At 31.7% G+C, this 22,008-nt stretch carries 30 protein-coding genes and 1 other RNA gene; 27 read left to right on the top strand and 4 right to left on the bottom strand.

Annotation, left to right across the window (positions count from 1 at the left end; all coding sequences use genetic code 11):
- Window positions 1-5 precede the first annotated feature (5 nt).
- The 9 genes from OCU47_RS04425 (at window position 6) to rnpB (ending at window position 10,506) form a co-directional block, all read left to right on the top strand.
- Window positions 6-806 carry a Nif3-like dinuclear metal center hexameric protein gene (locus OCU47_RS04425; protein ID WP_261827383.1) on the top strand — a complete coding sequence of 267 codons (801 nt, stop codon included), beginning with the start codon at window positions 6-8 and terminating at the stop codon, window positions 804-806.
- Window positions 807-833: 27 nt separating this feature from the next.
- On the top strand, window positions 834-2,168 hold the full coding sequence (locus OCU47_RS04430) for an MATE family efflux transporter (protein ID WP_261827384.1): 1,335 nt from the start codon (window positions 834-836) through the stop codon (window positions 2,166-2,168).
- Between the two features lie 288 nt (window positions 2,169-2,456).
- Complete coding sequence (locus OCU47_RS04435; protein ID WP_261827385.1) at window positions 2,457-2,792, top strand: DUF2207 domain-containing protein; 336 nt, start codon at window positions 2,457-2,459, stop codon at window positions 2,790-2,792.
- Window positions 2,793-3,036: 244 nt separating this feature from the next.
- Window positions 3,037-4,113 (top strand): serine hydrolase domain-containing protein, encoded by a 1,077-nt coding sequence (locus tag OCU47_RS04440; RefSeq protein WP_261827386.1) that lies wholly within the window; start codon window positions 3,037-3,039, stop codon window positions 4,111-4,113.
- 167 nt (window positions 4,114-4,280) lie between these two features.
- A complete protein-coding gene (locus OCU47_RS04445; RefSeq protein ID WP_261827387.1) occupies window positions 4,281-5,030 on the top strand; it encodes an alpha/beta hydrolase in 750 nt (249 codons plus the stop codon).
- 86 nt (window positions 5,031-5,116) lie between these two features.
- Window positions 5,117-5,566: a GNAT family N-acetyltransferase gene (locus OCU47_RS04450; RefSeq protein WP_261827388.1), complete on the top strand. Its 450-nt coding sequence runs from the start codon at window positions 5,117-5,119 to the stop codon at window positions 5,564-5,566.
- A 378-nt stretch (window positions 5,567-5,944) separates the two neighbouring features.
- Window positions 5,945-7,060, top strand: coding sequence for an alpha/beta hydrolase (locus tag OCU47_RS04455; RefSeq protein WP_261827389.1), 1,116 nt, complete (start codon window positions 5,945-5,947; stop codon window positions 7,058-7,060).
- A gap of 103 nt (window positions 7,061-7,163) precedes the next feature.
- Window positions 7,164-10,025, top strand: a complete 2,862-nt coding sequence (locus OCU47_RS04460) for a glycoside hydrolase family 3 protein (RefSeq protein WP_261827390.1) — start codon at window positions 7,164-7,166, stop codon at window positions 10,023-10,025.
- 123 nt (window positions 10,026-10,148) lie between these two features.
- Window positions 10,149-10,506: RNase P RNA component class A (gene rnpB, locus OCU47_RS04465), an RNA gene on the top strand.
- A gap of 26 nt (window positions 10,507-10,532) precedes the next feature.
- On the opposite strand, the gene OCU47_RS04470 is transcribed toward rnpB, so the two are convergent.
- Together OCU47_RS04470 and OCU47_RS04475 are read right to left on the bottom strand one after the other, a co-directional pair.
- A complete protein-coding gene (locus OCU47_RS04470) occupies window positions 10,533-11,699 on the bottom strand; it encodes a tyrosine-type recombinase/integrase (protein WP_261827391.1) in 1,167 nt (388 codons plus the stop codon).
- A gap of 29 nt (window positions 11,700-11,728) precedes the next feature.
- Window positions 11,729-11,890 (bottom strand): hypothetical protein, encoded by a 162-nt coding sequence (locus OCU47_RS04475; RefSeq protein ID WP_261827392.1) that lies wholly within the window; start codon window positions 11,888-11,890, stop codon window positions 11,729-11,731.
- A 187-nt stretch (window positions 11,891-12,077) separates the two neighbouring features.
- On the opposite strand from OCU47_RS04475, the gene OCU47_RS04480 reads away from it, so the two are divergent.
- On the top strand, window positions 12,078-13,268 hold the full coding sequence (locus OCU47_RS04480) for a helix-turn-helix domain-containing protein (protein ID WP_261827393.1): 1,191 nt from the start codon (window positions 12,078-12,080) through the stop codon (window positions 13,266-13,268).
- A 21-nt stretch (window positions 13,269-13,289) separates the two neighbouring features.
- Entirely contained in the window at window positions 13,290-13,412 is a 123-nt protein-coding gene (locus tag OCU47_RS04485) for a hypothetical protein (protein ID WP_261827394.1), read from the top strand.
- 211 nt (window positions 13,413-13,623) lie between these two features.
- On the opposite strand, the gene OCU47_RS04490 is transcribed toward OCU47_RS04485, so the two are convergent.
- Entirely contained in the window at window positions 13,624-13,986 is a 363-nt protein-coding gene (locus tag OCU47_RS04490) for a helix-turn-helix transcriptional regulator (protein WP_261827395.1), read from the bottom strand.
- Between the two features lie 205 nt (window positions 13,987-14,191).
- On the opposite strand from OCU47_RS04490, the gene OCU47_RS04495 reads away from it, so the two are divergent.
- From OCU47_RS04495 to OCU47_RS04505, 3 genes are read left to right on the top strand one after another with little or no spacing between them, the layout of a single operon-like run.
- Entirely contained in the window at window positions 14,192-14,425 is a 234-nt protein-coding gene (locus OCU47_RS04495) for a helix-turn-helix domain-containing protein (protein ID WP_261827396.1), read from the top strand.
- Window position 14,426: 1 nt separating this feature from the next.
- Window positions 14,427-14,582 (top strand): helix-turn-helix domain-containing protein, encoded by a 156-nt coding sequence (locus OCU47_RS04500; protein ID WP_261827397.1) that lies wholly within the window; start codon window positions 14,427-14,429, stop codon window positions 14,580-14,582.
- A gap of 17 nt (window positions 14,583-14,599) precedes the next feature.
- Window positions 14,600-14,818: a hypothetical protein gene (locus OCU47_RS04505; RefSeq protein WP_261827398.1), complete on the top strand. Its 219-nt coding sequence runs from the start codon at window positions 14,600-14,602 to the stop codon at window positions 14,816-14,818.
- Here OCU47_RS04505 and OCU47_RS04510 read toward each other — a convergent pair.
- Window positions 14,815-15,018 (bottom strand): hypothetical protein, encoded by a 204-nt coding sequence (locus tag OCU47_RS04510; RefSeq protein ID WP_261827399.1) that lies wholly within the window; start codon window positions 15,016-15,018, stop codon window positions 14,815-14,817. The genes OCU47_RS04505 and OCU47_RS04510 overlap by 4 nt on opposite strands.
- Window positions 15,019-15,104: 86 nt before the next feature.
- On the opposite strand from OCU47_RS04510, the gene OCU47_RS04515 reads away from it, so the two are divergent.
- The 13 genes from OCU47_RS04515 (at window position 15,105) to OCU47_RS04575 (ending at window position 22,005) form a co-directional block, all read left to right on the top strand.
- On the top strand, window positions 15,105-15,806 hold the full coding sequence (locus OCU47_RS04515; protein ID WP_261827400.1) for an ORF6C domain-containing protein: 702 nt from the start codon (window positions 15,105-15,107) through the stop codon (window positions 15,804-15,806).
- Window positions 15,807-15,934: 128 nt separating this feature from the next.
- The gene (locus OCU47_RS04520; protein ID WP_261827401.1) at window positions 15,935-16,099 is read left to right on the top strand and encodes a hypothetical protein; all 165 of its coding nucleotides are present in this window, start codon (window positions 15,935-15,937) and stop codon (window positions 16,097-16,099) included.
- Window positions 16,099-16,236 (top strand): hypothetical protein, encoded by a 138-nt coding sequence (locus tag OCU47_RS04525; protein ID WP_261827402.1) that lies wholly within the window; start codon window positions 16,099-16,101, stop codon window positions 16,234-16,236. The genes OCU47_RS04520 and OCU47_RS04525 overlap by 1 nt, the downstream gene beginning before the upstream one ends.
- A 26-nt stretch (window positions 16,237-16,262) precedes the next feature.
- Window positions 16,263-17,312 carry a DUF7666 domain-containing protein gene (locus OCU47_RS04530; protein WP_261827403.1) on the top strand — a complete coding sequence of 350 codons (1,050 nt, stop codon included), beginning with the start codon at window positions 16,263-16,265 and terminating at the stop codon, window positions 17,310-17,312.
- Window positions 17,309-17,875 (top strand): sigma-70 family RNA polymerase sigma factor, encoded by a 567-nt coding sequence (locus OCU47_RS04535; RefSeq protein ID WP_261827404.1) that lies wholly within the window; start codon window positions 17,309-17,311, stop codon window positions 17,873-17,875. Before OCU47_RS04530 ends, OCU47_RS04535 begins: the two co-directional genes overlap by 4 nt.
- Window positions 17,876-17,926: 51 nt before the next feature.
- A complete protein-coding gene (locus OCU47_RS04540; protein WP_261827405.1) occupies window positions 17,927-18,535 on the top strand; it encodes an ERF family protein in 609 nt (202 codons plus the stop codon).
- Between the two features lie 2 nt (window positions 18,536-18,537).
- Entirely contained in the window at window positions 18,538-19,443 is a 906-nt protein-coding gene (locus OCU47_RS04545) for a DUF1351 domain-containing protein (RefSeq protein ID WP_261827406.1), read from the top strand.
- Complete coding sequence (locus tag OCU47_RS04550; protein WP_261827407.1) at window positions 19,444-19,590, top strand: hypothetical protein; 147 nt, start codon at window positions 19,444-19,446, stop codon at window positions 19,588-19,590.
- A gap of 10 nt (window positions 19,591-19,600) precedes the next feature.
- A complete protein-coding gene (locus tag OCU47_RS04555) occupies window positions 19,601-20,365 on the top strand; it encodes a hypothetical protein (RefSeq protein ID WP_261827408.1) in 765 nt (254 codons plus the stop codon).
- Entirely contained in the window at window positions 20,310-21,038 is a 729-nt protein-coding gene (locus OCU47_RS04560) for an ATP-binding protein (protein ID WP_261830583.1), read from the top strand. Before OCU47_RS04555 ends, OCU47_RS04560 begins: the two co-directional genes overlap by 56 nt.
- A 4-nt stretch (window positions 21,039-21,042) precedes the next feature.
- Entirely contained in the window at window positions 21,043-21,426 is a 384-nt protein-coding gene (locus OCU47_RS04565) for a hypothetical protein (protein WP_261827409.1), read from the top strand.
- Window positions 21,427-21,428: 2 nt separating this feature from the next.
- The gene (locus tag OCU47_RS04570) at window positions 21,429-21,659 is read left to right on the top strand and encodes a hypothetical protein (protein WP_261827410.1); all 231 of its coding nucleotides are present in this window, start codon (window positions 21,429-21,431) and stop codon (window positions 21,657-21,659) included.
- 1 nt (window position 21,660) lies between these two features.
- The gene (locus OCU47_RS04575; RefSeq protein ID WP_261827411.1) at window positions 21,661-22,005 is read left to right on the top strand and encodes a hypothetical protein; all 345 of its coding nucleotides are present in this window, start codon (window positions 21,661-21,663) and stop codon (window positions 22,003-22,005) included.
- Window positions 22,006-22,008: the final 3 nt, after the last annotated feature.

The following is a 22,008-nucleotide window of genomic DNA, read 5'->3' on the forward strand; positions in this document are numbered from 1 at the left end:
TACAAATGAAGTTAAAAGATTTTATTGAGATTATGGAAAGTATAGCTCCAAAAGAGCTTAAAGAGAGTTATGATAACGTAGGTCTTATGATTGGAGATTCACAAAAAGAGATAACAAAAATACTATTAGCTTTAGATTGCACTCTGGATGTAATTGAGGAAGCAGTAGAGAATAAGGTGGAGCTTATTGTAACCCACCATCCTCTATTGTTTATAAAACCATCTAATATAACTACAGATACTCTGCAGGGCAGAAAGGTTATAAATTTAATTCAAAATGATATAGCTTTATATAGTTCTCACACTAATTTTGATACTGTATGTGGAGGCCTAAATGATAGTCTTCTTAGAATATTAGGTTTTGAAAAAGGAGACATTATTGAAAAAGTTAATGATAGTAATTATAATGCAGCTGGTATTGGTAGAATAGTAGAACTTAAGGATGCAAGTCTTGGAATGGTTATAGACTTAGTGAAAGATAAATTGAATTTGAAGAATTTAAGATATGCAGGAAATTTAAATTCAAGTGTAAAAAAATTGGCTATAGTAAATGGAAGTGGAGAAGATTATTTTGAGTTGGCAAGAGCCAAAGGAGCAGATACTATATTAACTGGTGATACTACTTATCACTTTGTTAGTGATTATAAAGAAATGGGTATGAATATAATTGATGCAGGACATTTTGGTACAGAGTGGTTATCATTCTTGCAAGCAATAGAAATGCTTAAAACTAAAGTAAAGGAACAATATAGTAATATAGAATTTATAGTATCTTCTAAAATAAAAGATCCTTATGAAATTATTTAAGTTAACAAGTTTTTGGGGGGAATATAAATGAATAAAAGGGTTATGAGAAAAGAGCTAATTAGATTAACGTGGCCTTTATTTATCGAACTCTCATTATTTATGCTACTTGGAACAGTAGATACAATAATGTTAAGCAGATACTCAGATAAGGCAGTAGCAGCAGTAAGTGTCAGTAATCAAATTGCAGGATTTATAAATTTATTATTTGCAGTAGTTACTACAGGTACTGCAATACTCTGTGCTCAATATAAAGGAGCGAAAGATGAGAAAAATTTAGGAATAGTAGCTACAGTATCACTGCTTTTTAATGCTACTTTAGGAATTGTATTGAGCTTAGTACTAATTTTATTTGCAAAAAATTTATTATCCTTACTAAATGTACCTCAAGAGGTTATGCCCTATGGAGTGGATTACTTAACTATAGTTGGTGGAGCGGCTTTTGTACAAGCATTGCTAAGCACTATATCCGCTATAGTTAGAAGCCATGGCTTTACTAAGATAACTATGTATTCAGCAATAGGAATGAACATTCTTAATATTATAGGAAATTATTTATTGATATTTGGAAAGTTTGGATTGCCTGCATTAGGGGTGAGAGGATCAGCCCTTTCAACCTCAGTAAGTAGAAGTTTAGCTTTAATAGTAATGTTTATTATTTTGGTTAAAAAGGTAGATAAAAATATATCCTTTAAGTTACTTAGGCCTTTTCCGTTTGATATGCTTAAGAGGATATTAAAGATAGGAATACCTAGTGCAGGAGAACAGATTTCTTATAATACATCTCAAATGGTAATAACATCATTTATTACGCAGATGGGAACAAATACTTTGGCTGCAAAGGCATATATAAATAATATTACCATGTTTACCATTGTATTTACAGCAGCTATAGGACAAGGTACAAGTATTTTAGTAGGTAATAAGATAGGAGCAAAAAAACAAGAAGAGGCTTACCATATATGTTTAGATAGTGTGAAGGTTGGAATTGGAATTTCTGTTTCTGTAGCACTTATGTCAGCCGTATTCAGCAGAGCTCTGACATCTATATTTACTTCAAATGAAGAAATAATAAAAATTGCCTCTTTAGTGCTTATTATTGATGTATTGGTAGAGGTTGGTAAGGTGTTTAATGTAGTAATTATAAGTTCATTAAGAGCTGCAGGAGATGTGAAGTTTCCAGTATACTGCGGGATTTTGTCTATGTGGGGAGTATCAGTCTTATTTTCATTTATTTTTGGTGTGAAATTTGGATTTGCTTTAGCAGGAATATGGATAGCTTGTGGGATGGATGAATGGTTACGAGGAATAATAATGCTTTTTAGATGGAAAAGTGGTAAATGGAGAAAGATGGGGCTGATCTAAAGCATATGGATATCAAGTGAAACTTGATTCAGGTGGGGTTTGATCCCCATCTGAATCTTAGTTGAACTTATCCAGGAGCGTGCAGCCGTTATCTCCAACTTAAGCAGAGAACCTAAATCTATGATTTAGTGTGAATCGCTTACTCATCTGACTTTAGGAAGAGGAGTTTCATATAAGATTGGAGTGTTACGGATGCTAGCTATCGGATAAAAATAGAAGATTATTAAATAAAGTGACTTCTCTCATCATATAATTTAATATGAACTAATGGGGGAAGGAATGTTATAAATGGCCAAAAGAAAGGGAAGTAGATATTACAGAAAAGGTACTAGTGAAGATAAATCCAGAGGATTTGATAATTTAGGGGATGACTTTAAAAAAGTAATGGATGATGTTAAGGATAGCGTATCAGATAAAGGTTTCAAAGGCAATATTGGAGGAAAAGGAATTAAATTATCTCATTGGTTTGATAAATGGAAAAAGAAGATGGAAAAAAGCAATAGATTAAATCTTATATTAATTTTATTAGCAGTACTTGTAGGACTATTTATTTTAAGCAGAATAGGAATACCATTAGTAATGCTTATCCTTCTCTTTGTTATTCTTTATCTTATTTTATTTTAATATGTTTAGAAGAATAGGTATTTATGAATAGAAGCTACACTGTAATTTATTGAGAATAATGCGGTGTAGTTTTTGCTATATGCATTAATTTTAAATAGGTGGTATAATTTAGAATGGCAATTATGCATATTAGTGTTTCATATTATTGATCTATACATACAGTTATGTTATTTGAGTATTTTGGAATTTCTGGAGGAAGCATAATGGAACTAATATTTCATATATAACTATAGTGGAGGATATGATGAAAGAAAAATTTCAAGAAATATGCCAAAGATTTAGTGAAAATAATAATTTTTCAGGGGTATGTTTAATAAAAAAAGGGGAAAAAAAGATATTCGAAAAAGCTTATGGATTAGCTCATAAGGGGTTTATAATAGAGAATAAAGTAAATACAAAGTTTGATACAGCATCAATTACAAAAGTGTTTACTGCTACAGCTATATTGCTGCTAATACAAAAGAATTTATTGAAGCTTGAAGATAAGATTACAGATATTATTGATCTAAAGGGAACTACCATACCAACAGATGTAACAATTTTTCATTTATTAACTCATACCTCAGGCATAGCTGATGATGCAGATGAAGAGGCTGGGGAAGATTATGCAGATTTATTTAAAGAAAAACCTAATTATTCAATTCGTAACACTGCTGATTTTCTTCCACAGTTCGCGTATAAAGAGCCTGTATTTAAGGCGGGGACAGATGTAAGGTATAATAATTGTGCTTTTGTACTACTTGGACTAGCTATAGAAAAAATAACAGGTATAAGTTATCATCAGTTTGTTACTGAAAATATTTTTAGGCCTTTGGAAATGCATAATACAAAATTCTTAGCTATGGATTGTGTAAATGAAAATACAGCAGAAGGTTATTATGAATATTGTGATGAGGATGGAAAGTTTATAGAATGGAGAAAAAATATATATTCATATCCACCAATAGGTGCACCAGATGCAGGCGTTTATACTACTGTAAATGATTTGGACATCTTTTTAAGAAAGCTCAAAGATAAAGAAATACTGAATGAGAAATATACAAATATGATATTTTCACCACAGGTAAAGTTCTCTAAGCCTTTTTCAAAATGGAAACCCGTTCCTACTGCAACTATAAGAAATGGGTTTGCTTTTGAATTTGTTGAAATAGAGGATCAGGTTTTTTGTATGAGGAAAGATGGGATGAATTATGGTGTTGGAGCAATGCTTTCTTATTATCCTAAAGCTGATACAACAATTATAATTTTGTGTAACCAAGATTGTAACATATGGGAGATGCATAGACAACTACAAACAGTTTTATATTATGAAGAATATTAAAAATGATATAATTTCTATACAAGCTTAAAAAGTATTAGGAAATCTGAAAATAGATTAGAATATGCCATTATCCTTAAGGAAGAAACAAATATGAATCATTATAATTACGAAGAATTACATTATAAAAAATACAAGGTAAATATAATAATTTGAAGGAGAGTATAAATTTGAGTAACACAAAAACAAGTAGGAAGAGCATGAAAAAAAGAATTTTTATAGGTATAGCTATAGTTTTAGTTGTATTCATTGGAGGAACTTTAATTTGGATGACAAATTCTTATAAGCATAAGTCTTTAGCGACTGTAGCACTTAAAAGTGATAATAGTATGGCAGTGACAGATGGAGATTTTATAATATTTGATTCTAAAAATGAAAATGCAACTAAAGGACTTATTTTTTACCCTGGAGCAAAGGTTGATCCTATGGCATATGCACCTTTGTGCAGACAAATTGCAAATGCAGGATATAAGGTAGTAATAGTATCAATGCCATTAAATTTTGCAATATTTTCTCCAAACAAAGCAGATGAAGTTATAGAAAAATTTCCACAGATACAAACCTGGGCAATTGGTGGTCATTCCTTAGGTGGAGTTATGGCGTGTAAGTATGCTTCAAAGCATGACAAAATAAAAGGCGTAGCTTTATATGCTTCTTATCCACAAGGTGATGAACTTAAAAATAGTAATAAGCAGGTAGTATCTATATGGGGAAGTAATGATGGTGTTGCTAAGCTTGATAAGGTTAGAAATGCAGCTTTGCCAAAGGATACAACTTTTGTAGAAATAAAAGGTGGAAATCATGGGCAATTTGGAGATTATGGAGCTCAATCTGGGGATAAGCAAGCTACAATTTCTCAAGAAGAACAAGTTAAGCAGGCAGTTGATGCGACTGTAGAACTTATGAAAAAAATACAATAGTAAGATTTTATAGATTATAATTTAAGGAATCACATAAGAATTAAAGTAAAATTAATAATATTTCTATGATAGAGAGATGATAGATTTTGAATATAAGTATAGTTGAAAAAGATATAACTGAAATTGATATTATAAGATCCTTATGGGAAAAGTTAAATGTTATGCATAAGGATAAGACTCAATATTTTAAGAGGAGATTTGAGAACTTTACCTTTGATCAAAGATTTGTATCTATTAATGCTCAAGGAAATTATAAATTTGATGTGATTTTAGATAATGATAATAATAAATATGTAGGTTATTGTTTAAGTTCTATAGATGGTGCTTCAGGAGAGGTGCAATCAATTTATATTGAAAAGGAGTATAGAAAGTATGGTCTTGGTGGAAAGTTAATGGGAAGAGCTTTGAGTTGGTTTGAGGAAAATGAGATAGCGAATATAGCCATTGGAGTAATTTATGGTAATGAAGAAGCGCTACCATTCTATGCTCGCTATGGTTTTATGCCATTAAGTTATAATTTGAAAAGGCAGAAATAAATTCACTATATATTTTTTTGAATATATATTATTCATAGATTTATAAAATTTAGTTAAGTTTATATCTTTATAAAAATAGTATGCCAATTAGCATGCTATTTTTATTTACATAGAAAGTGCGTAATTACTTAATCATGAATACAGGTTGGAGAATATTAAATTATAATACTTTATTAAAAGCATTGAAAACGATAACTAAAGGAATAAAGTTATAAAAATATGATGATAGTTATAAACAAACATTTATTTGATAGTAAAATATAACTAATATATTGATGAGTACTATTAAGAAGTTATTTATAGGGTTAATAGATATATATTCATTAATATGAACATTATATAGAACATTGAGAAAAAAATTGATGAGAGGTGTTTAGTTTGAAAGAATATGAACAAGCTTTATTAGATGAATTACAACAGAAAACGATTACTATTAAAAATAATGGAATTGATGTTATTTTTAAGCCAAGCCCTGGAGAAGATAGACCAGGATATTTAGATCCAAGAGAGTTAAATATTATGAAGGAACACTGGGCTGGAAACATGCAACAAGAGCCTCCGAAGGAACCTATACCTATGGAAGTTTTAATTCCTATAATGCGTGAGTTTATGGGATTTGCAAATCGTAATTTAAATACAGTTGAAATTCATACAAAATATGAGGAGTTAAAGGAAAGTGGGAATACTGTAGGACTTTGGCGCTATTATCCAAGAAAATCAGAAAAGAATAGAAAACGTCCGGCAGTTGTATTCATTCATGGAGGTGGATGGATAGGAGGTTCTGTTTACACTGTAGAGAATTTCTGTAGATTATTAGCCGAATTGATTGATGGAGTAGTATTTAATGTAGATTATTCTCTTGCACCAGAAAAACCATATCCAAATGGATTGAATGATAATTATTATGCAGTAAAGCATGTGTATGACCATGCAGAAGAATATGGCATTGATCCTGATAAAATTACAGTAGCAGGAGATAGTGCTGGAGGAAACTATACAGCTGCAGTTTGTTTAAAAGCAAGAGAGGAAGGAACACCTAAAATTGCACTACAAGCATTGATATATCCTGGAGTAGCTATTGGTGATGCTAGTGTTCCTGGGTATGAATGGTCAGAAGATCTTTTTGAAATATCAGAAGAACAGAAAGAGATAATTAAAGGATGCTTGATGCTTGGAAGACCAGCAAAGGATGCTTCAAGTGATCCTATGAGCGGTTGTTATATAACCAATAAAGAGGATATGTACAATCCATATGTTAGTCCAATGATGGCTAAGTCTCATGCTGATTTACCAAGAGCTTTATTGTTTGGAGCAGAATTTGATGGATTACGTATTCAAACAGAATTTTATGCAAAACAATTATCTGATGATGGAGTACCTGTTACTACTTTTAGATATAAGGGTATGACTCATGCCTTTATTGATAAAATAGGAATTGTTCCACAGGCAGAAGATTTATGTATAGAAATTGCAAAAGCAATTAAAGAATTATAAGTTATCTTCAAAAAATAAATAAGTCCAGATACTAGTTTATTTGGACTTGTTATTTATTTCTAGATACGTAAACTATAAAAGATAGAAGGATGGATATTATATAATGGGAAAGTATGATATAGATTGGAATTTATATGCTGATATTTCTAGAAGAGCTGCAGCAGAAGGAGCAGTCCTTTTAAAGAATGATAATAAGGCTCTACCAATTAAAAAAGGAGAAACAGCATCTGTATTTGGAAGAATTCAATTAGACTACTATAAGAGTGGTACTGGTTCAGGTGGTATGGTTAATACTAGATATGTGGTTGGTATTTTAGATGCGTTAAAGAATTGTAAAGACATATATATAAACAAAGATTTGTTAGGAATTTACGAAGAATGGGTAAAGGAACATCCATGTAACAGAGGTATACATTGGGGAGAAGAACCTTGGTCTCAAGAAGAAATGCCATTAACTGATGAAGTGGTTTCTAATGCAGCTTTAAACTCTGATCTTGCAGTAGTTATTATTGGCCGAACTGCAGGAGAAGATAAGGATAGCTCTGCAGAAAAAGGAAGTTACCTTCTAACTGATTTAGAAGAAGATATGCTTCAAAAGGTTTGCAAAGCATTCAAAAGAGTAGCTGTTGTTTTAAATGTTGGTAATATTATTGATATGAAGTGGGTAGATACTTATAACCCAGCAGCTGTATTATATGCATGGCATGGTGGTCAAGAAGGTGGAAATTCAGTTCTAGATGTACTAACAGGAGAGGTAACACCTTGCGGTAAGCTAAGTGATACTATTGCTTATAATATTGAAGATTATCCTTCTACAGCTTATTTTGGAGATAAAAAGCGTAATTTTTATGCTGAAGATATTTTTGTTGGATATCGTTACTTTGAAACTGTAGCAAAAGATAAAGTGATGTATCCATTTGGATTTGGTCTTTCTTATACTACATTCAAAACAGAAAATATCTTGTTTCAAGTTCCAAAGTTTGATGGACAAGAATCTGATTGTCAGTTGAAGCATGATAAATCAGGAATAGTTAATATTTTGGTGAAGGTAACAAATACTGGAGATGTAAAAGGAAAAGAAGTTGTTCAAGCATATTTATCTGCACCGCAAGGAAAACTAGGAAAACCTTCTAGAGAGTTAAAAGCCTTTGGAAAAACTAAAGAATTAGCACCAGGCTCAAATGAAACAATAGAACTTAGTATTTCTGTAAAAGATATTGCATCCTATGACGATAGTGGAGTAACAGGACATAAGTCTTGCTATGTATTAGAGGCTGGAAAATACGAATTCTATGTTGGAACAGATGTTAGAAATGCAGCTTTGTCTGGAGTTTTAGAAATTGCGGAATTGATAGTGGTAGAAGAACTTGAGGAAGCAGTAGCTCCTAAAATAGCTTATGAAAGACTTCATGCAAATGAAACAGTTGCTGGAGTAGAATTAGTAAATGAAGCGACACCATTACGTACTATTGATTTACAAAAACGTATTATAGATGGTCGCCCAGAAGAAATCCCTTATACAGGTGATAAAGGTTATAAATTAGGAGATGTTTTTGATAATAAGATTTCATTGGATGAGTTCTTAGCACAGCTTTCTGACGAAGATCTAATTCATATGTCTAGAGGAGAAGGTATGAGTTCTCCTAAGGTAACTCCAGGAACTGCTGGGGCTTTTGGAGGGGTTACTGATAATCTTCATGGCTTTGGAATTCCAGTTGGTTGCTGTGCAGATGGCCCATCAGGAATAAGAATGGATTGTGGAACTTATGCTTTCAGTATGCCAAACGGAACTTGTCTTGCTTGTTCATTCAATACTGAACTTGTTAAAGAATTATACGTTATGGAAGGTAAAGAACTAAGAAAGAATAGAGTTGATACTTTACTTGGACCAGGCTTGAATATTCATAGAAATCCACTAAATGGACGTAACTTTGAGTATTTTTCTGAAGATCCTTTACTAACTGGTAAGATGGCAGTAGCTTGCTTAAGTGGTATGCATGAATTTGGTGTTACAGGAACAATAAAGCATTTTGCAGGAAATAATCAAGAATTTGGGCGTAATGAAAGTGATAGTGTAATTTCTGAAAGAGCTCTTCGTGAAATTTATTTAAAGGGCTTTGAAATTGCAGTAAAAGAAGGAAAAGCTAGAAGTGTTATGTCTACCTATGGTGCACTAAATGGAATTTGGACAGCAGGTAATTATGATTTACTTACCACTATTTTGAGAAAAGAATGGGGATTTAAAGGAATCGTAATGACAGATTGGTGGGCAAAGATGAATGAAGATGGCGAAGAAACAGCAGCTCATACCAACACACAATACATGGTTCGTGCTCAAAATGATCTTTATATGGTAGTTGAAAATGCAGCAAAAAATACTGGTAATGACATTTTAGAAGAGAGCTTTAACAATGGTGTTGTTACTCGTGGTGAACTTATCAGAAATGCAGCAAACATTTGCTATATGTTAATGAATTCTCCTGTTATGGAACGTTTCCTTGGAAGAATGAGTGAAGAAGAAAAGGCAGCATCAGAAAATGCTCAGAATGAAGATAATATTGCTTTTGATTTAGCATATCAGAGAATAGAAGATGACACTTTACTTGATTTAACAGGATTGAAAACAGGTAGAGGAGATACTACTATGTTTGCTTTGAATTTTGCTAAGAGAGGACTTTATGATATCAGCTTAAAGGTCAAATCCCATTCGGGTGAATTAGCTCAGATGCCAGTTACAATTTCTATTGATAGAAGTATAGTTTCAATGATTACTATCAATGGCACCAATGGAGAATGGATAAATGTAACTAGAGATTTAGGTGTTATATTTAATCAAAACTGTTATTTAAAAATCTATTTTGCTCAAGGCGGAATGGAAGTAGATGAAATTAGGATTAGCATACGAGAAGAAATTGATTTAAAAAAAATAATGGAAGATAAAACAAAAGAAGAAGATAACGAATAATACAATGCTAATGAAAAAGTCAGAGAAAATAATAGAACACTTGGTACTAAAAATCTTTGTAACCAATAAGATTAATTTAAAAAAATTTGCAATACAGATTTAAATATGTTAATATAAATCTTGCGAGTAAGCCAGGCAATCGCTGCTAAGTTTTACTTAGGAGAGGAAAGTCCGAGCTCCACAGGGCAGGGTGCTGGTTAATGGCCAGTCGAGGTGACTCGAAGGAAAGTGCAACAGAGATATACCACCTTAAGGTTCACCAGAAACCTTAGGGAAAGGGTGGAAAGGTGAGGTAAGAGCTCACCAGCATATAGGTGACTATATGGCTATGTAAACCCCACTTGGAGCAAGACCGAATAGAGGGGCATTATGGGATTGCCCGTCCCGCCTCCGGGTGTGTCGCTTGAGCCTATTGGCAACGATAGGCCTAGATAGATGATTGCTTAATACAGAACTCGGCTTATACGACTTATCTCGCAACAATATAGCTAGTTTAACGACTAGCTATTATTTTTTTGCCACCAATTTGCCACCAAAAATATTATTTAATTTTTCTGTAGCATTTTTTTGCATCTCTTTATTAACATGAGCGTAAATATTTAAAGTTGTATTAATATCCTCATGCCCTAGTCTTGTTTGCACTGTTTTAAAATCCACACCTTGTTGAATTAATAAAGTCGCATTAGTATGTCTTAAGTCATGAAAACGAATAGTTTTATCTATTCCAGCAGCAGCTACAACCTTTTTTATTTTATTAGTGTAGTACATAGGGTGAATGTATTTTCCATTATCCCACCTCATGACTAGATCATAACTTTTATCATTAAAAATATTATTTTCATAGAACTCTCCGTATTCATTTTTTTTGAATTCTTGCCTTTTATTTAATTGAGTTAACATCTCTAAAAGTTCATTTGAAACATAAATAGTTCTGGTACTTCCTTTTGTTTTTGTAGTTTCCATGTAAGTGTGTCCGTAGTTATAAATTAAATTATTGTGAATGGATACCACATTTTCTCCGTAGCTTATATCTTCCCAAGTCAACCCAGCTAATTCTCCACGCCTAAGACCTAGTTCTAAGGTTAATCTAAAAGCTACATAAAACATATAATCATATTCATTTTCTAAATCTAAAGTTTTAATTAATAATGGTATTTCTTCAACTTCTAATACATCGGTTTGTTTTTTATTTCTCTGTGGTCGCTCAACGCCTTTGCAGGGATTGTTTTGTATCAGATGCAGTTTTATACTTCTTTCAAATATGGAATTACAAAGCGTATATATTCCTTGCAAAGTAGTATCGCTAATATTATTCTTTTTTATATCTAGTAACATTCGTTCTATATCTAAAGCGGTTATTTTATTTATTTCTTTAAAACCTAAATAGGGAATCAAATATTTTTTATTCATTTCTTTATATCTACTATATGTCGTTATTTTTCTAAGAGGTTTTATATATTCCTCTAACCATTGTGTAGATACACTTGTAAAGTTAACTTTAGTAGGCTCAATATATCCTTTTTCAAATTCGCTTATTGCATCACGGAGAGCCTTTTCGGCTTCTTTTTTTGTTTTAAAACCTCCTTTTTCTTTCTTTTTACGTTTCCCGTCGATTAATCCTAGGTTAAAATAGTAACTCCATGTGTCACCACGTTTCCTTACAGCACCTTTCATTTTTCCTCCTTCTTGGAAATAAAAAGCCACTATTTAGTGGCTTTTTCTAACTCGGATAAGTAATTTTCAAAAATCATATTGCAAAAATTACTTAAAGTTCTTCCATCCTTTTCCGCTAACTCTATTAATTTGTCCTTTGTTGCTTTTTTTGAAACAACCATGATTTTGTCTTTGTTCTCCGCAATAGCCATTATATCACCTCAATATCATTGCAATTTCAGTATACACTTATATACACTTATAAGCAAGTTGTTTACGAAAATAAAATTGCAAAAAGTTTTTGCCACAGTGTTGACGAGTGTATAACCTATATGGTAATATATTGATATGGAATAAGTAAACTGAATAAATAAAAAATACTGTGGTTGGGGGAGAGCTATGGAGACTAGACTTAAGCAAATAAGAAAAGATTTAAAAATAAAACAAGAAGAATTAGCTTGCCAAGGGCTAAGCAGAACTGCTGTGAGTAAGTTAGAAAATGGACAGAATAAATTAAAACGCAGGCAAGCAATAAAGTTAGCCAATAAAGCAGTTGAAGTGCAAAGGCAAAAAGGCATAATCTTAGATTACGCAATAAATTCCGATTTTTTAATGGGGATAGTGGCTTGCGATGTTGAAGAAATCCTTGCAAATTTAGATATAAATAATGAAAAAACAATAGAGGAATTTGAAAATGCTCTTAGATTTATTGTACCAGAAGAACAAAAAGATATGTTAATGAAAGCAAATGAAAAGTTAGGAAAAGATTTATATACAAGCAGTTCTTTAATAAAAACAAATTGTCTTAAATTAATTCATCTAAATCTTAATAGCAATGAAAGAATAGATAATTTTTTATTGTTAATTAAATCTTTTTATGCAACAGGAGATTATAAAAATGTAATTGATACTAGTAAGTTAATACAATACGATATCGAGATAATAAAAGACGAAAAGAAAAAACTGTCTTATTATTATAATTTAGGAGTTGCATATTATGAAGAAAAAAATTATAGCAAGACTTTGCAAATACTCGAATTAATTAAAAAGTTAAAAATCAAAGAAAATATAGAAACAGTATTGACTTTAGAAGCTAATACATTAACTATGCTAAAAAAATATGATGAAGCATTAAACATATATTGCAAAATAGTTCGCAGAACTAATGACGAGAATCTAAAAGCTAACACTTATGCTAGTATTACTTATATATATACATTATTACATCATTACAAAACTGCAGAGAAATATATTGATAAAGCGTGTGCAAATATAAGTAATATTAGAATCTGGTACAAATATAATGTATTAAGCAATAAAATGATTTTACAAATTGCTAAAAAAGATACGGAAGAAAATGTTTTTAACACATTTGCAGATGTAGCATACTTACTTAGCAAAATGAACAATGAAAAAGAAGTGGTAAAAATGTATAATTATATTTTCCCGTTTTTTAGTAAGTCCGAATCATATTCATATAAAATTTTAGAAATAATATTGAAAAAATGTAACTTGCCGATAGATGTAAGAATGATAAGTAATATAGTGAAAAGTTTTTCTTGCGACGATAAATTACGTGGGTTATTATAGAAATGAAGGGTGGTGTTGGAATTGAAGAAGAAAATATCAATACTTTTAGCTGGATTAATGCTAGCGTGTACATTTACAGTTGTGAATCCTGCAACTAGAATAGTTTGTTTTAGTAATGATCCAGGTACAACAGAACCGTTATAGTATTAGAAATGTGACGTATTCGACAAGATGTGAGTCACATCGAGTGTTGTAAAAGCATTCCTATAGTTGTAATATATTTGTAACGCAACTTTGGGGGTGCTTTTATGTTAAGGCAGAGGTTATTAAAATTTAAAAAAATTAAACAATTAAAAGAAGAAGATATTCAAACCATAATTAATTATGTTGCAGAAAAGAAAAAAGCTAGTAAAAGCTAGCTTTTTTCTTTTATTTTTTTGTCTATTTGTAATTTAACAGCGTATGCGATAAGTTCTTCTGTATCGGGATCTATATTATTTACATCAGTGATAATATTACTTTCTATTAGTTTATCTATTAATTTATCTACAACAGCTAGAGAAGCTTTATCATTTCCTTCTATACAATCAATATCATCCAAATCTTCAACAGTAACATTAAAAAATTCTGCTATAGCTTTAGCAGTTTCTAAAGTAGGAGTTCTTTTATTAGTTTCATACATTCTTATGCTACTTCCAGAAATATTTAATTCTTTTGCAAGTTGATTTTGCGTTAAATGCTTACTATCTCTTAGTTTTTTTAACACTTCACCTTTCATATTAATACCTCAAAACATATACTTTTTTATCGATTATATCACATTGTGTGACAAAATTAAAGAGAAACTTAATAATTCAAAGCAAATGATATAAACCAAGTAATCGAACAAGCCTATTTTTGTCAACGATGTGATAAAAGTGATACTAAGGTTTTGAAAATATCACTGTGGGTGATATTATAATAACTGTAAGGAGGTTCAAAACATGAAACGAAAAACATTCGGAGATTTAAGGAAGATGAGCAAAATGAGTGCTACTCAAACTGCTAAAAAGCTTGGGATTAGTGAATCGGCTTATAGGAAATATGAGTGTTCTAACAGATTGCCACCGATACCTATTGTGATAAAAATGTTACAAACGTATCAATGTAGTGCGGAGGATTTATTAGAAGCATGCGAGTTTCACAATACAGTTAGAAAATTTAGAAAGGATAATTAGTATGGAAAATATTTATACAGTTAAAGAAGTGTCAAAAATGCTTAAAACAAGTATTAAAAGAATTTACACATTAATAGAAAGCGGAGAGTTAAAAGCAATTAAAATTGGGATTTATAAGATTACAGAAACAGAATTGCAAAGATTCTTAAACCAATAAAAAAAGGAGTAATGAGTATGGAAAATCAAAAACAATTATCAGAAAAGGATAGAAAATTTTTAGAGAGGTTAGCAGAAAATGCTTATGAAAGTGAAATTTTAGAAGCAGATGAACTTGAAGTGGCTCTAAAAATTATAGAAAATCTAAACGGAATAAATGTATTTAGAGCCACAGCAATATTAAATGTTTGTATTAAACTTTGTAAGTTTAAAAATTGTAGATCAAAAAGTAACTAGGGTTCCATATTATCTAAACCACTTAATGCGCTATATTGGTAATCTTCACTTTTTAAAATATTCGCCTTAAGTTCTTCAAATGTTTTTTGGTAACTTTCTAATAATTCTGTGGCGGTTTTATTAGAAAAGTCAAAAGTTTCAAAAACATATTTTTTAGATAATTCTGATATTAAATTTTGGTCAAAAACAGATAAGTCCATGAAAAAACACCCCCCTTCCATTACTAAATATTATCATTTATAAAAAATATTGCAAGGGGCAGCAAATATAAAAAGGAGTGATTAAAATGGAAAAATTAGAAAACAAATTATCAAGCAGAGAAGTAGCTGGAATGATGGAAATGGATCATAAGCATTTATTAAGAAAAATAGAAGGAATCAATGAAGATTTAACTAAGTCCAAAATTGGTCTCAGTAAATATTGGGTTGAAGGAACTTACAAAGATACAAGCGGTAAATCTAATAAAGAATATCAAATTACTAAAAGAGGTTGTGAGTTTTTAGCACATAAGACTACTGGAACAAAAGGAAACTTATTTACAGATAAATATATGGACAAATTTGCAGTAATGGAACAGCAATTACAACAACCACAAAAACAATTAGCACCTTTGGAGTTGCTAAGACTTCAATACGCAGCAATAGAAGAACAGGAAAAGAAACTAGGGAATATAGAAAATAAAATGGATCATTTAGAAAATAACATTCCGTTGTTTAATGTAGAGTGCAAAGAGCTCCAAGCATTAGTTAAAAAGGTAGCAACTAGAGAACTAGGAGGATATAAGAGCCAAGCCTACAATGAAAAATGGCTAAGAAGTAAAGTATATTCAGACTTACAACAACAATTAAGGCGAGAGTTCGGAGTAAGCAGGTACGAAGCAATCAAAAGATCACAATTAAATCGTGCTTGCGAGATAGTAAAAGCATATAAAGCACCACTGGTATTACAAGAAGAAATAACACTTTTAAATAGCCAAGTAACCATATAGGTGTGAACATGACTAAAAGTTGCAAAAAAGAAATAAGAACGAATGTATTTTATAGTACAGTATGGCTTTTAATGTTAATGGTTTTAGAAACTATAACTTTTAAAATTTACAAATAGGTGGGGATGATTATGTTGGAAATTATTAAGCAAAACCTTAACGAGGAACTAAGAAAGGCATATCCAAGTAAGTCAATGGAAGATGTAGAGAAATACGGAAAGTATTTAAGAGAAAAAGCATTGTTCGCTTATAGAGTTAGTTTTCTAGTAGATAGAGTAATAAGGAGGGCGAAGTAATGGACAAGTATAAATTGTTCGCAATCGGTGGTTTAGCAGCTATGGCAGTAATAGCGTGGACACCATTTGCAGCAGCCGTAGCAGGGATAGCAAGTGTAGCAATAGTGTTGACAGATGAAAATAAGAAAAATAAATAAAAAATTAAATTTTAGGAGGATTCAAAATGATAAAAGGATTTAAAGTATTTGAAAATGATTGGACATGTAGGGAATATCAATACGAGGTAGGTAAGACTTTTAAACATGAAGGAAATATCGAAATGTGTGGAGCAGGATTTCACTTTTGCCAAAAGGCTAGTGATTGTTTTAATTACTACAGTTTTAACAGCAACAACAAAGTCGCAGAAGTTGAAGCAGTAGGACATGTAGAAACTAGAGAGGATAAATCTGTTACAGATGAATTGAGAATAGTTAGAGAAATAAGCTGGCAAGAGTTATTAACTATAGTTAACACTGGCAAAGATTGCACAGGCTTAAATAATAGTGGTAACAGGAATAGTGGTGACTGGAATAGTGGTAACAGGAATAGTGGTGACAGGAATAGTGGTAACAGGAATAGTGGTAACGGGAATAGTGGTAACGGGAATAGTGGTGACTGGAATAGTGGTAACAGGAATAGTGGTGACAGGAATAGTGGTAACAGGAATAGTGGTAACGGGAATAGTGGTAACGGGAATAGTGGTAACAGGAATAGTGGTGACAGGAATAGTGGTGACTGGAATAGTGGTGACTGGAATAGTGGTGACAGGAATAGTGGTGACTGGAATAGTGGTAACAGGAATAGTGGTAACGGGAATAGTGGTAACGGGAATAGTGGTAACAGGAATAGTGGTGACAGGAATAGTGGTGACTGGAATAGCACTAACCGATCTAGCAATGTTTTTTCTACCAAACAAGAAAAACTTAAGATATTTGATAAAGAAACAGATATGACATTCGACGCATGGAGAAACAGCGAAGCTTGCAGTATATTAGCTTGGAATTTTAACTCTACAGTTTGGATATATGAAGAAAATATGACAGACGAAGAAAAAGAGAAACATCCTTCTTATAAAACTACAGGCGGTTATCTTAAAGAGTTTACATTTAGAGAAGCATGCAAAAATATGTGGGGCTGCCTAACCACAAGAGAAAAAGAAGTTATTGAAAATATACCTAACTTTGATAATGATAAATTCAAATCAATAACAGGTATAGAGGTAGAAAAAGAATGAATGAGTTAATAGAAAACAATCTAGGTTTAGTTTATTCATATGTAAAGAAAAACAGGTGGTTACAAAACTTAATGGAATATGATGATTTAATAGGTTATGGAATGGTTGGTTTAACTATAGCATCGAGAAGATATGATCCAAGCAAAGGCACTGCATTTTCTACATTTGCTTACTTTTATATAAGCGGAACAATAAAATCAGCTATAAGAGATATGTCTGGTTTTATAGCTTCAAAGGCAGAAAGAGGAACTTATAGAGTTCATAAGCCTACACCTTTTAGTTTCTATGAGGGTTTGAATGAATCTAAGCAAGATAAAGACAGCAGTTCTCCGATGGATTATTACATCCATGAACAAAGTTTCGAAGATGAAAGCATTTTAAATGCTATGTTAGATAAATTCAAAGCGAGTTTAGATGAAATAAATAGAACTATATTCGAGAAATGTATATTACAAGGCATTCCACAACGAGAAGTTGCCGAAATAGTAGGAATGAGACAAGGCTCCATTTCTCGCAAAATGAGAAAAATGGATAAGCAGTTAATAGATATATTAACCGCCTAACCAAAAATAAAACGCAAATTTATTATATCACTATGGAAGGGGTAATTCAAATTGACAGAAGTTAAATTAAATATATATCAAAAGTTGCAGAAATGCAGAGTTGAGATACAAAACAAAAAAATTAAAGCCACTGGTAAAAATGAATATTCAAATTATGAGTACCTAGAACTTTCAGACTTTTTACCAGCAGTTAACGAGGTTGCTAAAAATAATAACTTATGTACCTTATTCCAATTTGGAATAGAAAAAGCAACTCTAACAATTATAGACACCGAGGACTTAAATTCAAAAATAGAATTTTCAACTCCGGTTGCTATTGCTCAATTAAAAGGGTGTAACCAAATGCAGAATGTAGGAGGAACACAGACTTATGCCAGAAGGTATTTATATATGTCAGCGTTTGAAATATCAGAAAGTGATCTACTGAACAAGCTAGAAGAAGATAAAGAAGCCGTTGAGGGTATGCAAAAGATAGATTCAAGTAAAGTTCAGACATTAAAAAATTTGATAGAAAAAACAGGTACCAAAGAAGTTGACTTTTTGAAATGGAGAAAAGTAAAGAGTATTGAAGACATAACAAACATAGCATTTTACGAGTGTATAAATATGCTAGATAAAAAAATGAAAAAAATAGAAGATGATTTGAAAGGGGCAATTTAGAAATGAAAGAAATTGAATTAAACAAACAACTACCAATAGTAACAATGAATTTTGAGGAAGTTAAGCAATCCTTGGTGCAGACCATGGAGAAGTACAAAGGAATTATAGTAACAGAGGACACATTGCAAGATTGTAAAGCAACACAAAAAGAACTTGCAGGAATCCGAATTAAGATAGACACCTATAGAAAAGATGTAAAAAAAGAAATGGAAGTGCCTATCAAAGCTTTTGAGGGACAATGCAAAGAATTAATAGGACTTATAGAAAATGCGGAGCAGCCTATTAAAAATGGAATTTCTGTATTTGATAATAAGCGCAGAGAGGAAAAGAAAGACAAGGCTTTAGAACTTATCAAAGAAGCTATAGAAAGCCACCAGTTAAATGGAAACTATGCTAGTAAGCTTACTATAGTAGATAAATATTTAGTGCTTAATGGAAGTGTAAAGGCAGTTAAAGAGGATATAGAATTTAGAGCAAAATTTTTAAAGCAAGAACAGGACAGGGAAGAACAACAAAGGGCAGAGAGAAAAGCAGCAATAGAAACAGCTTTAGAAAGTGCTAATAGAAACATTAATAAAAAACTAAAACTTGAAGATTTTGAAAGATATATTAGTTCTAATCAACCTTTATCAACTATATTGCAAGCTGTAAATCAAAGAGCACAAATGATCTATGAAGCTGAAAATCCTCCAAAAGTTGAACCTAAAGAAGAAATAAAAGAAGAAATTAAGCTGGAAGTTAAGACAACGCCAGTTATTCAACCTAAACCAATAGAAAAGGCAAAGGAAGAAATAGTATATTTCGTAAATTTAAGAACCGAAGGAACTAGGGAAGAAATAGCAGCCTTAAGCAAATTCTTAAATGATAATGGTTATAAGTATAAAGTAATTGGAAAAGGAAGGGTTTAAATGGACCATTGGGTTAAAGAAAATGTAAAAGAATTTTTGGAATTTCTATTGGTTGAAGCTAAGAAACAAAATGACAAGCTTTTAATAGAGGACATTGATAGGGGATTGGAACAACTTGAAACGACAGGAATACTAATACCATTCTAGGAGGAAGGACATGGCAGAGGGTTGGATAAAACTCCATAGAGGAATAACAAACAACCCTCTATGGACACAAGATGTATTTAGCAGAGGTCAAGCTTGGGTTGACTTACTTTTAATGGTTAATCATGAGGACAAAAAAATATTATTTGATGGTGGCTTAGTAGAGTGCAAAAGAGGCGAGAGAATACTTTCAATAAGGCATCTAAGCGAGCGGTGGAAATGGTCAAGAGATAAAACAAAGCGTTTTTTAGATTTGCTTCAAAGTGATGGAATGATTACGTATAAAACCGACCACAAAAAAACCATCGTAAACGTAGTGAATTACAGTGTTTACCAAGATACAATTATTCAAGAAAAGCCAGTAAAAAGCCACAGAAAAGCCACTGAAAAGCCACTGACCGACACAAACAAGAATGAAAAGAATGAAAAGAATGATAAAGAAGATAAGAAGTATATATACATTCGAGAATTTACAGAAAACAAAGATTTGATAAAAACAATAATAGACTTTATGAAGATGCGAGAAAAGATTAAGAAGCCAGTTACAGACCGAGCGCTGAAAAGCATGATAAATAAATTAAATGAACTATCCAAAGATGAATCTATACAGATAAAAATATTAGAACAAAGTATTTTTAATTGTTGGCAAGGGATATTTCCATTAAAGGAGGGAAGCTATGGAAGCACTGGACAGAATACTGGAGCAGATAAGAAAAAATACAATGTCAAGCCAAGCGAATGGAAACCAAAAGCAACAGGGGGCGACGATCCAATATAAGTGTGATTTATGCAAGGACTTAGGATATATAATGACACCTCAAGAACACTCTCAACCTTTGTTCACTCCTTGCAAATGCCAAGAAAGAGAAAAACTTAAAAGGCTATGGAACGCTAGTGGTATAAATATTGACAACTTAGATAAGACATTCACTAATTTTGAAGAATGGTCAACTAAAGCTAAAGAAATGAAAGATAAGGCTATAGATTACTATAGGTGCTTTAACACTATAAGAAAAGAAAGAAAAAACAGTATATTGTTGTGTGGGAATCCTGGAAGTGGTAAAACTCATATAGCCTTAGCACTGGCTAATAACTTTCTTAAAAAAGGTATAAGGGTTGTTTACATGCCTTATCGAGATATAATCACAAATTTAAAACAAAACATGGTGGATGAAGAAAACTATAAAAAGACCTTAAGCAAGTATCAAACAGCCGAAGTTTTACTCCTGGATGATCTATACAAAGGAAAGATAAATGAAACAGATATTAATATCATGTTTGAGTTAATCAATTATAGGTACCTCAATAATTTACCTATGATAGTAAGTACGGAATTTTCCATAGAAAGGCTATTAGAGTTTGACGAAGCAATAGGCAGCAGAGTACACGAAATGTGTAAAGATTATGAAATTGAAGTAGAAGGAAAGGAAAATAATTATAGATTGAGGTGAGAAAGTGGAACATTATTGTGAAATATGTGGAACTTGGCAAGGCATAGAAAAGCACCATATAGTTTTTAGGAGCCAATGCAAGCCACTAGAGAATTGCAAGAGAAACCATATTTACCTATGCAGAAAACACCATAGGGATCATAAAACAGGAGTTCATTTTAATAAAGCATTAGACCACAAATTAAAGTTAGAATTTCAAAATTATTTAGAAGCTGTTTTTGATAAAGAATATCTAACCGAGGAAGATATAAGGCAAGGTTTGGAAATATCTATACAGAATGTTAGAAGGCTGTTAAAAACGGTTGAATACAGTTCAAAGGGTTATGAGAGGTTAGAAATAATAAAAGCCTGTCTAGGCGGTAAATTAATTTTAGAAGGGGAGCAATAAAAATGAGTATTAAAGAAAGAATAGAAAAGTTTGATTGTTTAATTAAGCAACTTAAAACAGCAGAAAGCTACAGAGAAAGGATTGAAGATATACCATCTGGTGATTGCTTTGTACTAATAAGAGGGGAAGAGCTTCTAGTAAACGAAGAAACAATAGTAAAAATTAAAACTGTACTTTTAGAAGAGTACGACAGAATAATAGCAAAAATTTTAAAAGAAATTAAAGAGATATAGTATGAATCCACAGGGTTTAATAAATAGAATGGAAAACCTAGTTAGCCAGTTGGGAAAAAAGAACGAGGAACAAAAGCAACTAGGGAGAGAGAAAGCAGAAGCAGAACAAAGCTACAGAGTGGCAAAGGCTAAGGAGATATTAAGACTAAAAGCAGAGAAATATCCAGTTACCTTAATAGCAGATTTAACAAAAGGCAATGAGAAGGTAGCAGAATTAAAACTAAAAAGTGATATAGCTGAAAGTGCTTATTTTACGGCAATAAGTGCAACGGAGAATATAAGGCTAGAAATTGAGATCATAAGAAGCCAATTAACTTGGCTAAGAAGTGAAATGAATAATCAATAGGAG

This window comes from Clostridium sp. TW13 (assembly GCF_024345225.1).
GTDB lineage: Bacteria > Bacillota > Clostridia > Clostridiales > Clostridiaceae > Inconstantimicrobium > Inconstantimicrobium mannanitabidum.

Bases quoted from the DNA above. Each gene is read 5' to 3' on its own strand.
- OCU47_RS04425 (WP_261827383.1), top strand. From the start codon at position 6: ATGAAGTTAAAAGATTTTATTGAGATTATGGAAAGTATAGCTCCAAAA.
- OCU47_RS04430 (WP_261827384.1), top strand. From the start codon at position 834: ATGAATAAAAGGGTTATGAGAAAAGAGCTAATTAGATTAACGTGGCCT.
- OCU47_RS04435 (WP_261827385.1), top strand. From the start codon at position 2,457: ATGGCCAAAAGAAAGGGAAGTAGATATTACAGAAAAGGTACTAGTGAA.
- OCU47_RS04440 (WP_261827386.1), top strand. From the start codon at position 3,037: ATGAAAGAAAAATTTCAAGAAATATGCCAAAGATTTAGTGAAAATAAT.
- OCU47_RS04460 (WP_261827390.1), top strand. From the start codon at position 7,164: ATGGGAAAGTATGATATAGATTGGAATTTATATGCTGATATTTCTAGA.
- OCU47_RS04470 (WP_261827391.1), bottom strand. From the start codon at position 11,699: ATGAAAGGTGCTGTAAGGAAACGTGGTGACACATGGAGTTACTATTTT.
- OCU47_RS04475 (WP_261827392.1), bottom strand. From the start codon at position 11,890: ATGGCTATTGCGGAGAACAAAGACAAAATCATGGTTGTTTCAAAAAAA.
- OCU47_RS04480 (WP_261827393.1), top strand. From the start codon at position 12,078: ATGGAGACTAGACTTAAGCAAATAAGAAAAGATTTAAAAATAAAACAA.
- OCU47_RS04490 (WP_261827395.1), bottom strand. From the start codon at position 13,986: ATGAAAGGTGAAGTGTTAAAAAAACTAAGAGATAGTAAGCATTTAACG.
- OCU47_RS04495 (WP_261827396.1), top strand. From the start codon at position 14,192: ATGAAACGAAAAACATTCGGAGATTTAAGGAAGATGAGCAAAATGAGT.
- OCU47_RS04500 (WP_261827397.1), top strand. From the start codon at position 14,427: ATGGAAAATATTTATACAGTTAAAGAAGTGTCAAAAATGCTTAAAACA.
- OCU47_RS04505 (WP_261827398.1), top strand. From the start codon at position 14,600: ATGGAAAATCAAAAACAATTATCAGAAAAGGATAGAAAATTTTTAGAG.
- OCU47_RS04510 (WP_261827399.1), bottom strand. From the start codon at position 15,018: ATGGACTTATCTGTTTTTGACCAAAATTTAATATCAGAATTATCTAAA.
- OCU47_RS04515 (WP_261827400.1), top strand. From the start codon at position 15,105: ATGGAAAAATTAGAAAACAAATTATCAAGCAGAGAAGTAGCTGGAATG.
- OCU47_RS04520 (WP_261827401.1), top strand. From the start codon at position 15,935: ATGTTGGAAATTATTAAGCAAAACCTTAACGAGGAACTAAGAAAGGCA.
- OCU47_RS04525 (WP_261827402.1), top strand. From the start codon at position 16,099: ATGGACAAGTATAAATTGTTCGCAATCGGTGGTTTAGCAGCTATGGCA.
- OCU47_RS04530 (WP_261827403.1), top strand. From the start codon at position 16,263: ATGATAAAAGGATTTAAAGTATTTGAAAATGATTGGACATGTAGGGAA.
- OCU47_RS04535 (WP_261827404.1), top strand. From the start codon at position 17,309: ATGAATGAGTTAATAGAAAACAATCTAGGTTTAGTTTATTCATATGTA.
- OCU47_RS04545 (WP_261827406.1), top strand. From the start codon at position 18,538: ATGAAAGAAATTGAATTAAACAAACAACTACCAATAGTAACAATGAAT.
- OCU47_RS04550 (WP_261827407.1), top strand. From the start codon at position 19,444: ATGGACCATTGGGTTAAAGAAAATGTAAAAGAATTTTTGGAATTTCTA.
- OCU47_RS04555 (WP_261827408.1), top strand. From the start codon at position 19,601: ATGGCAGAGGGTTGGATAAAACTCCATAGAGGAATAACAAACAACCCT.
- OCU47_RS04560 (WP_261830583.1), top strand. From the start codon at position 20,310: ATGTCAAGCCAAGCGAATGGAAACCAAAAGCAACAGGGGGCGACGATC.
- OCU47_RS04570 (WP_261827410.1), top strand. From the start codon at position 21,429: ATGAGTATTAAAGAAAGAATAGAAAAGTTTGATTGTTTAATTAAGCAA.
- OCU47_RS04575 (WP_261827411.1), top strand. From the start codon at position 21,661: ATGAATCCACAGGGTTTAATAAATAGAATGGAAAACCTAGTTAGCCAG.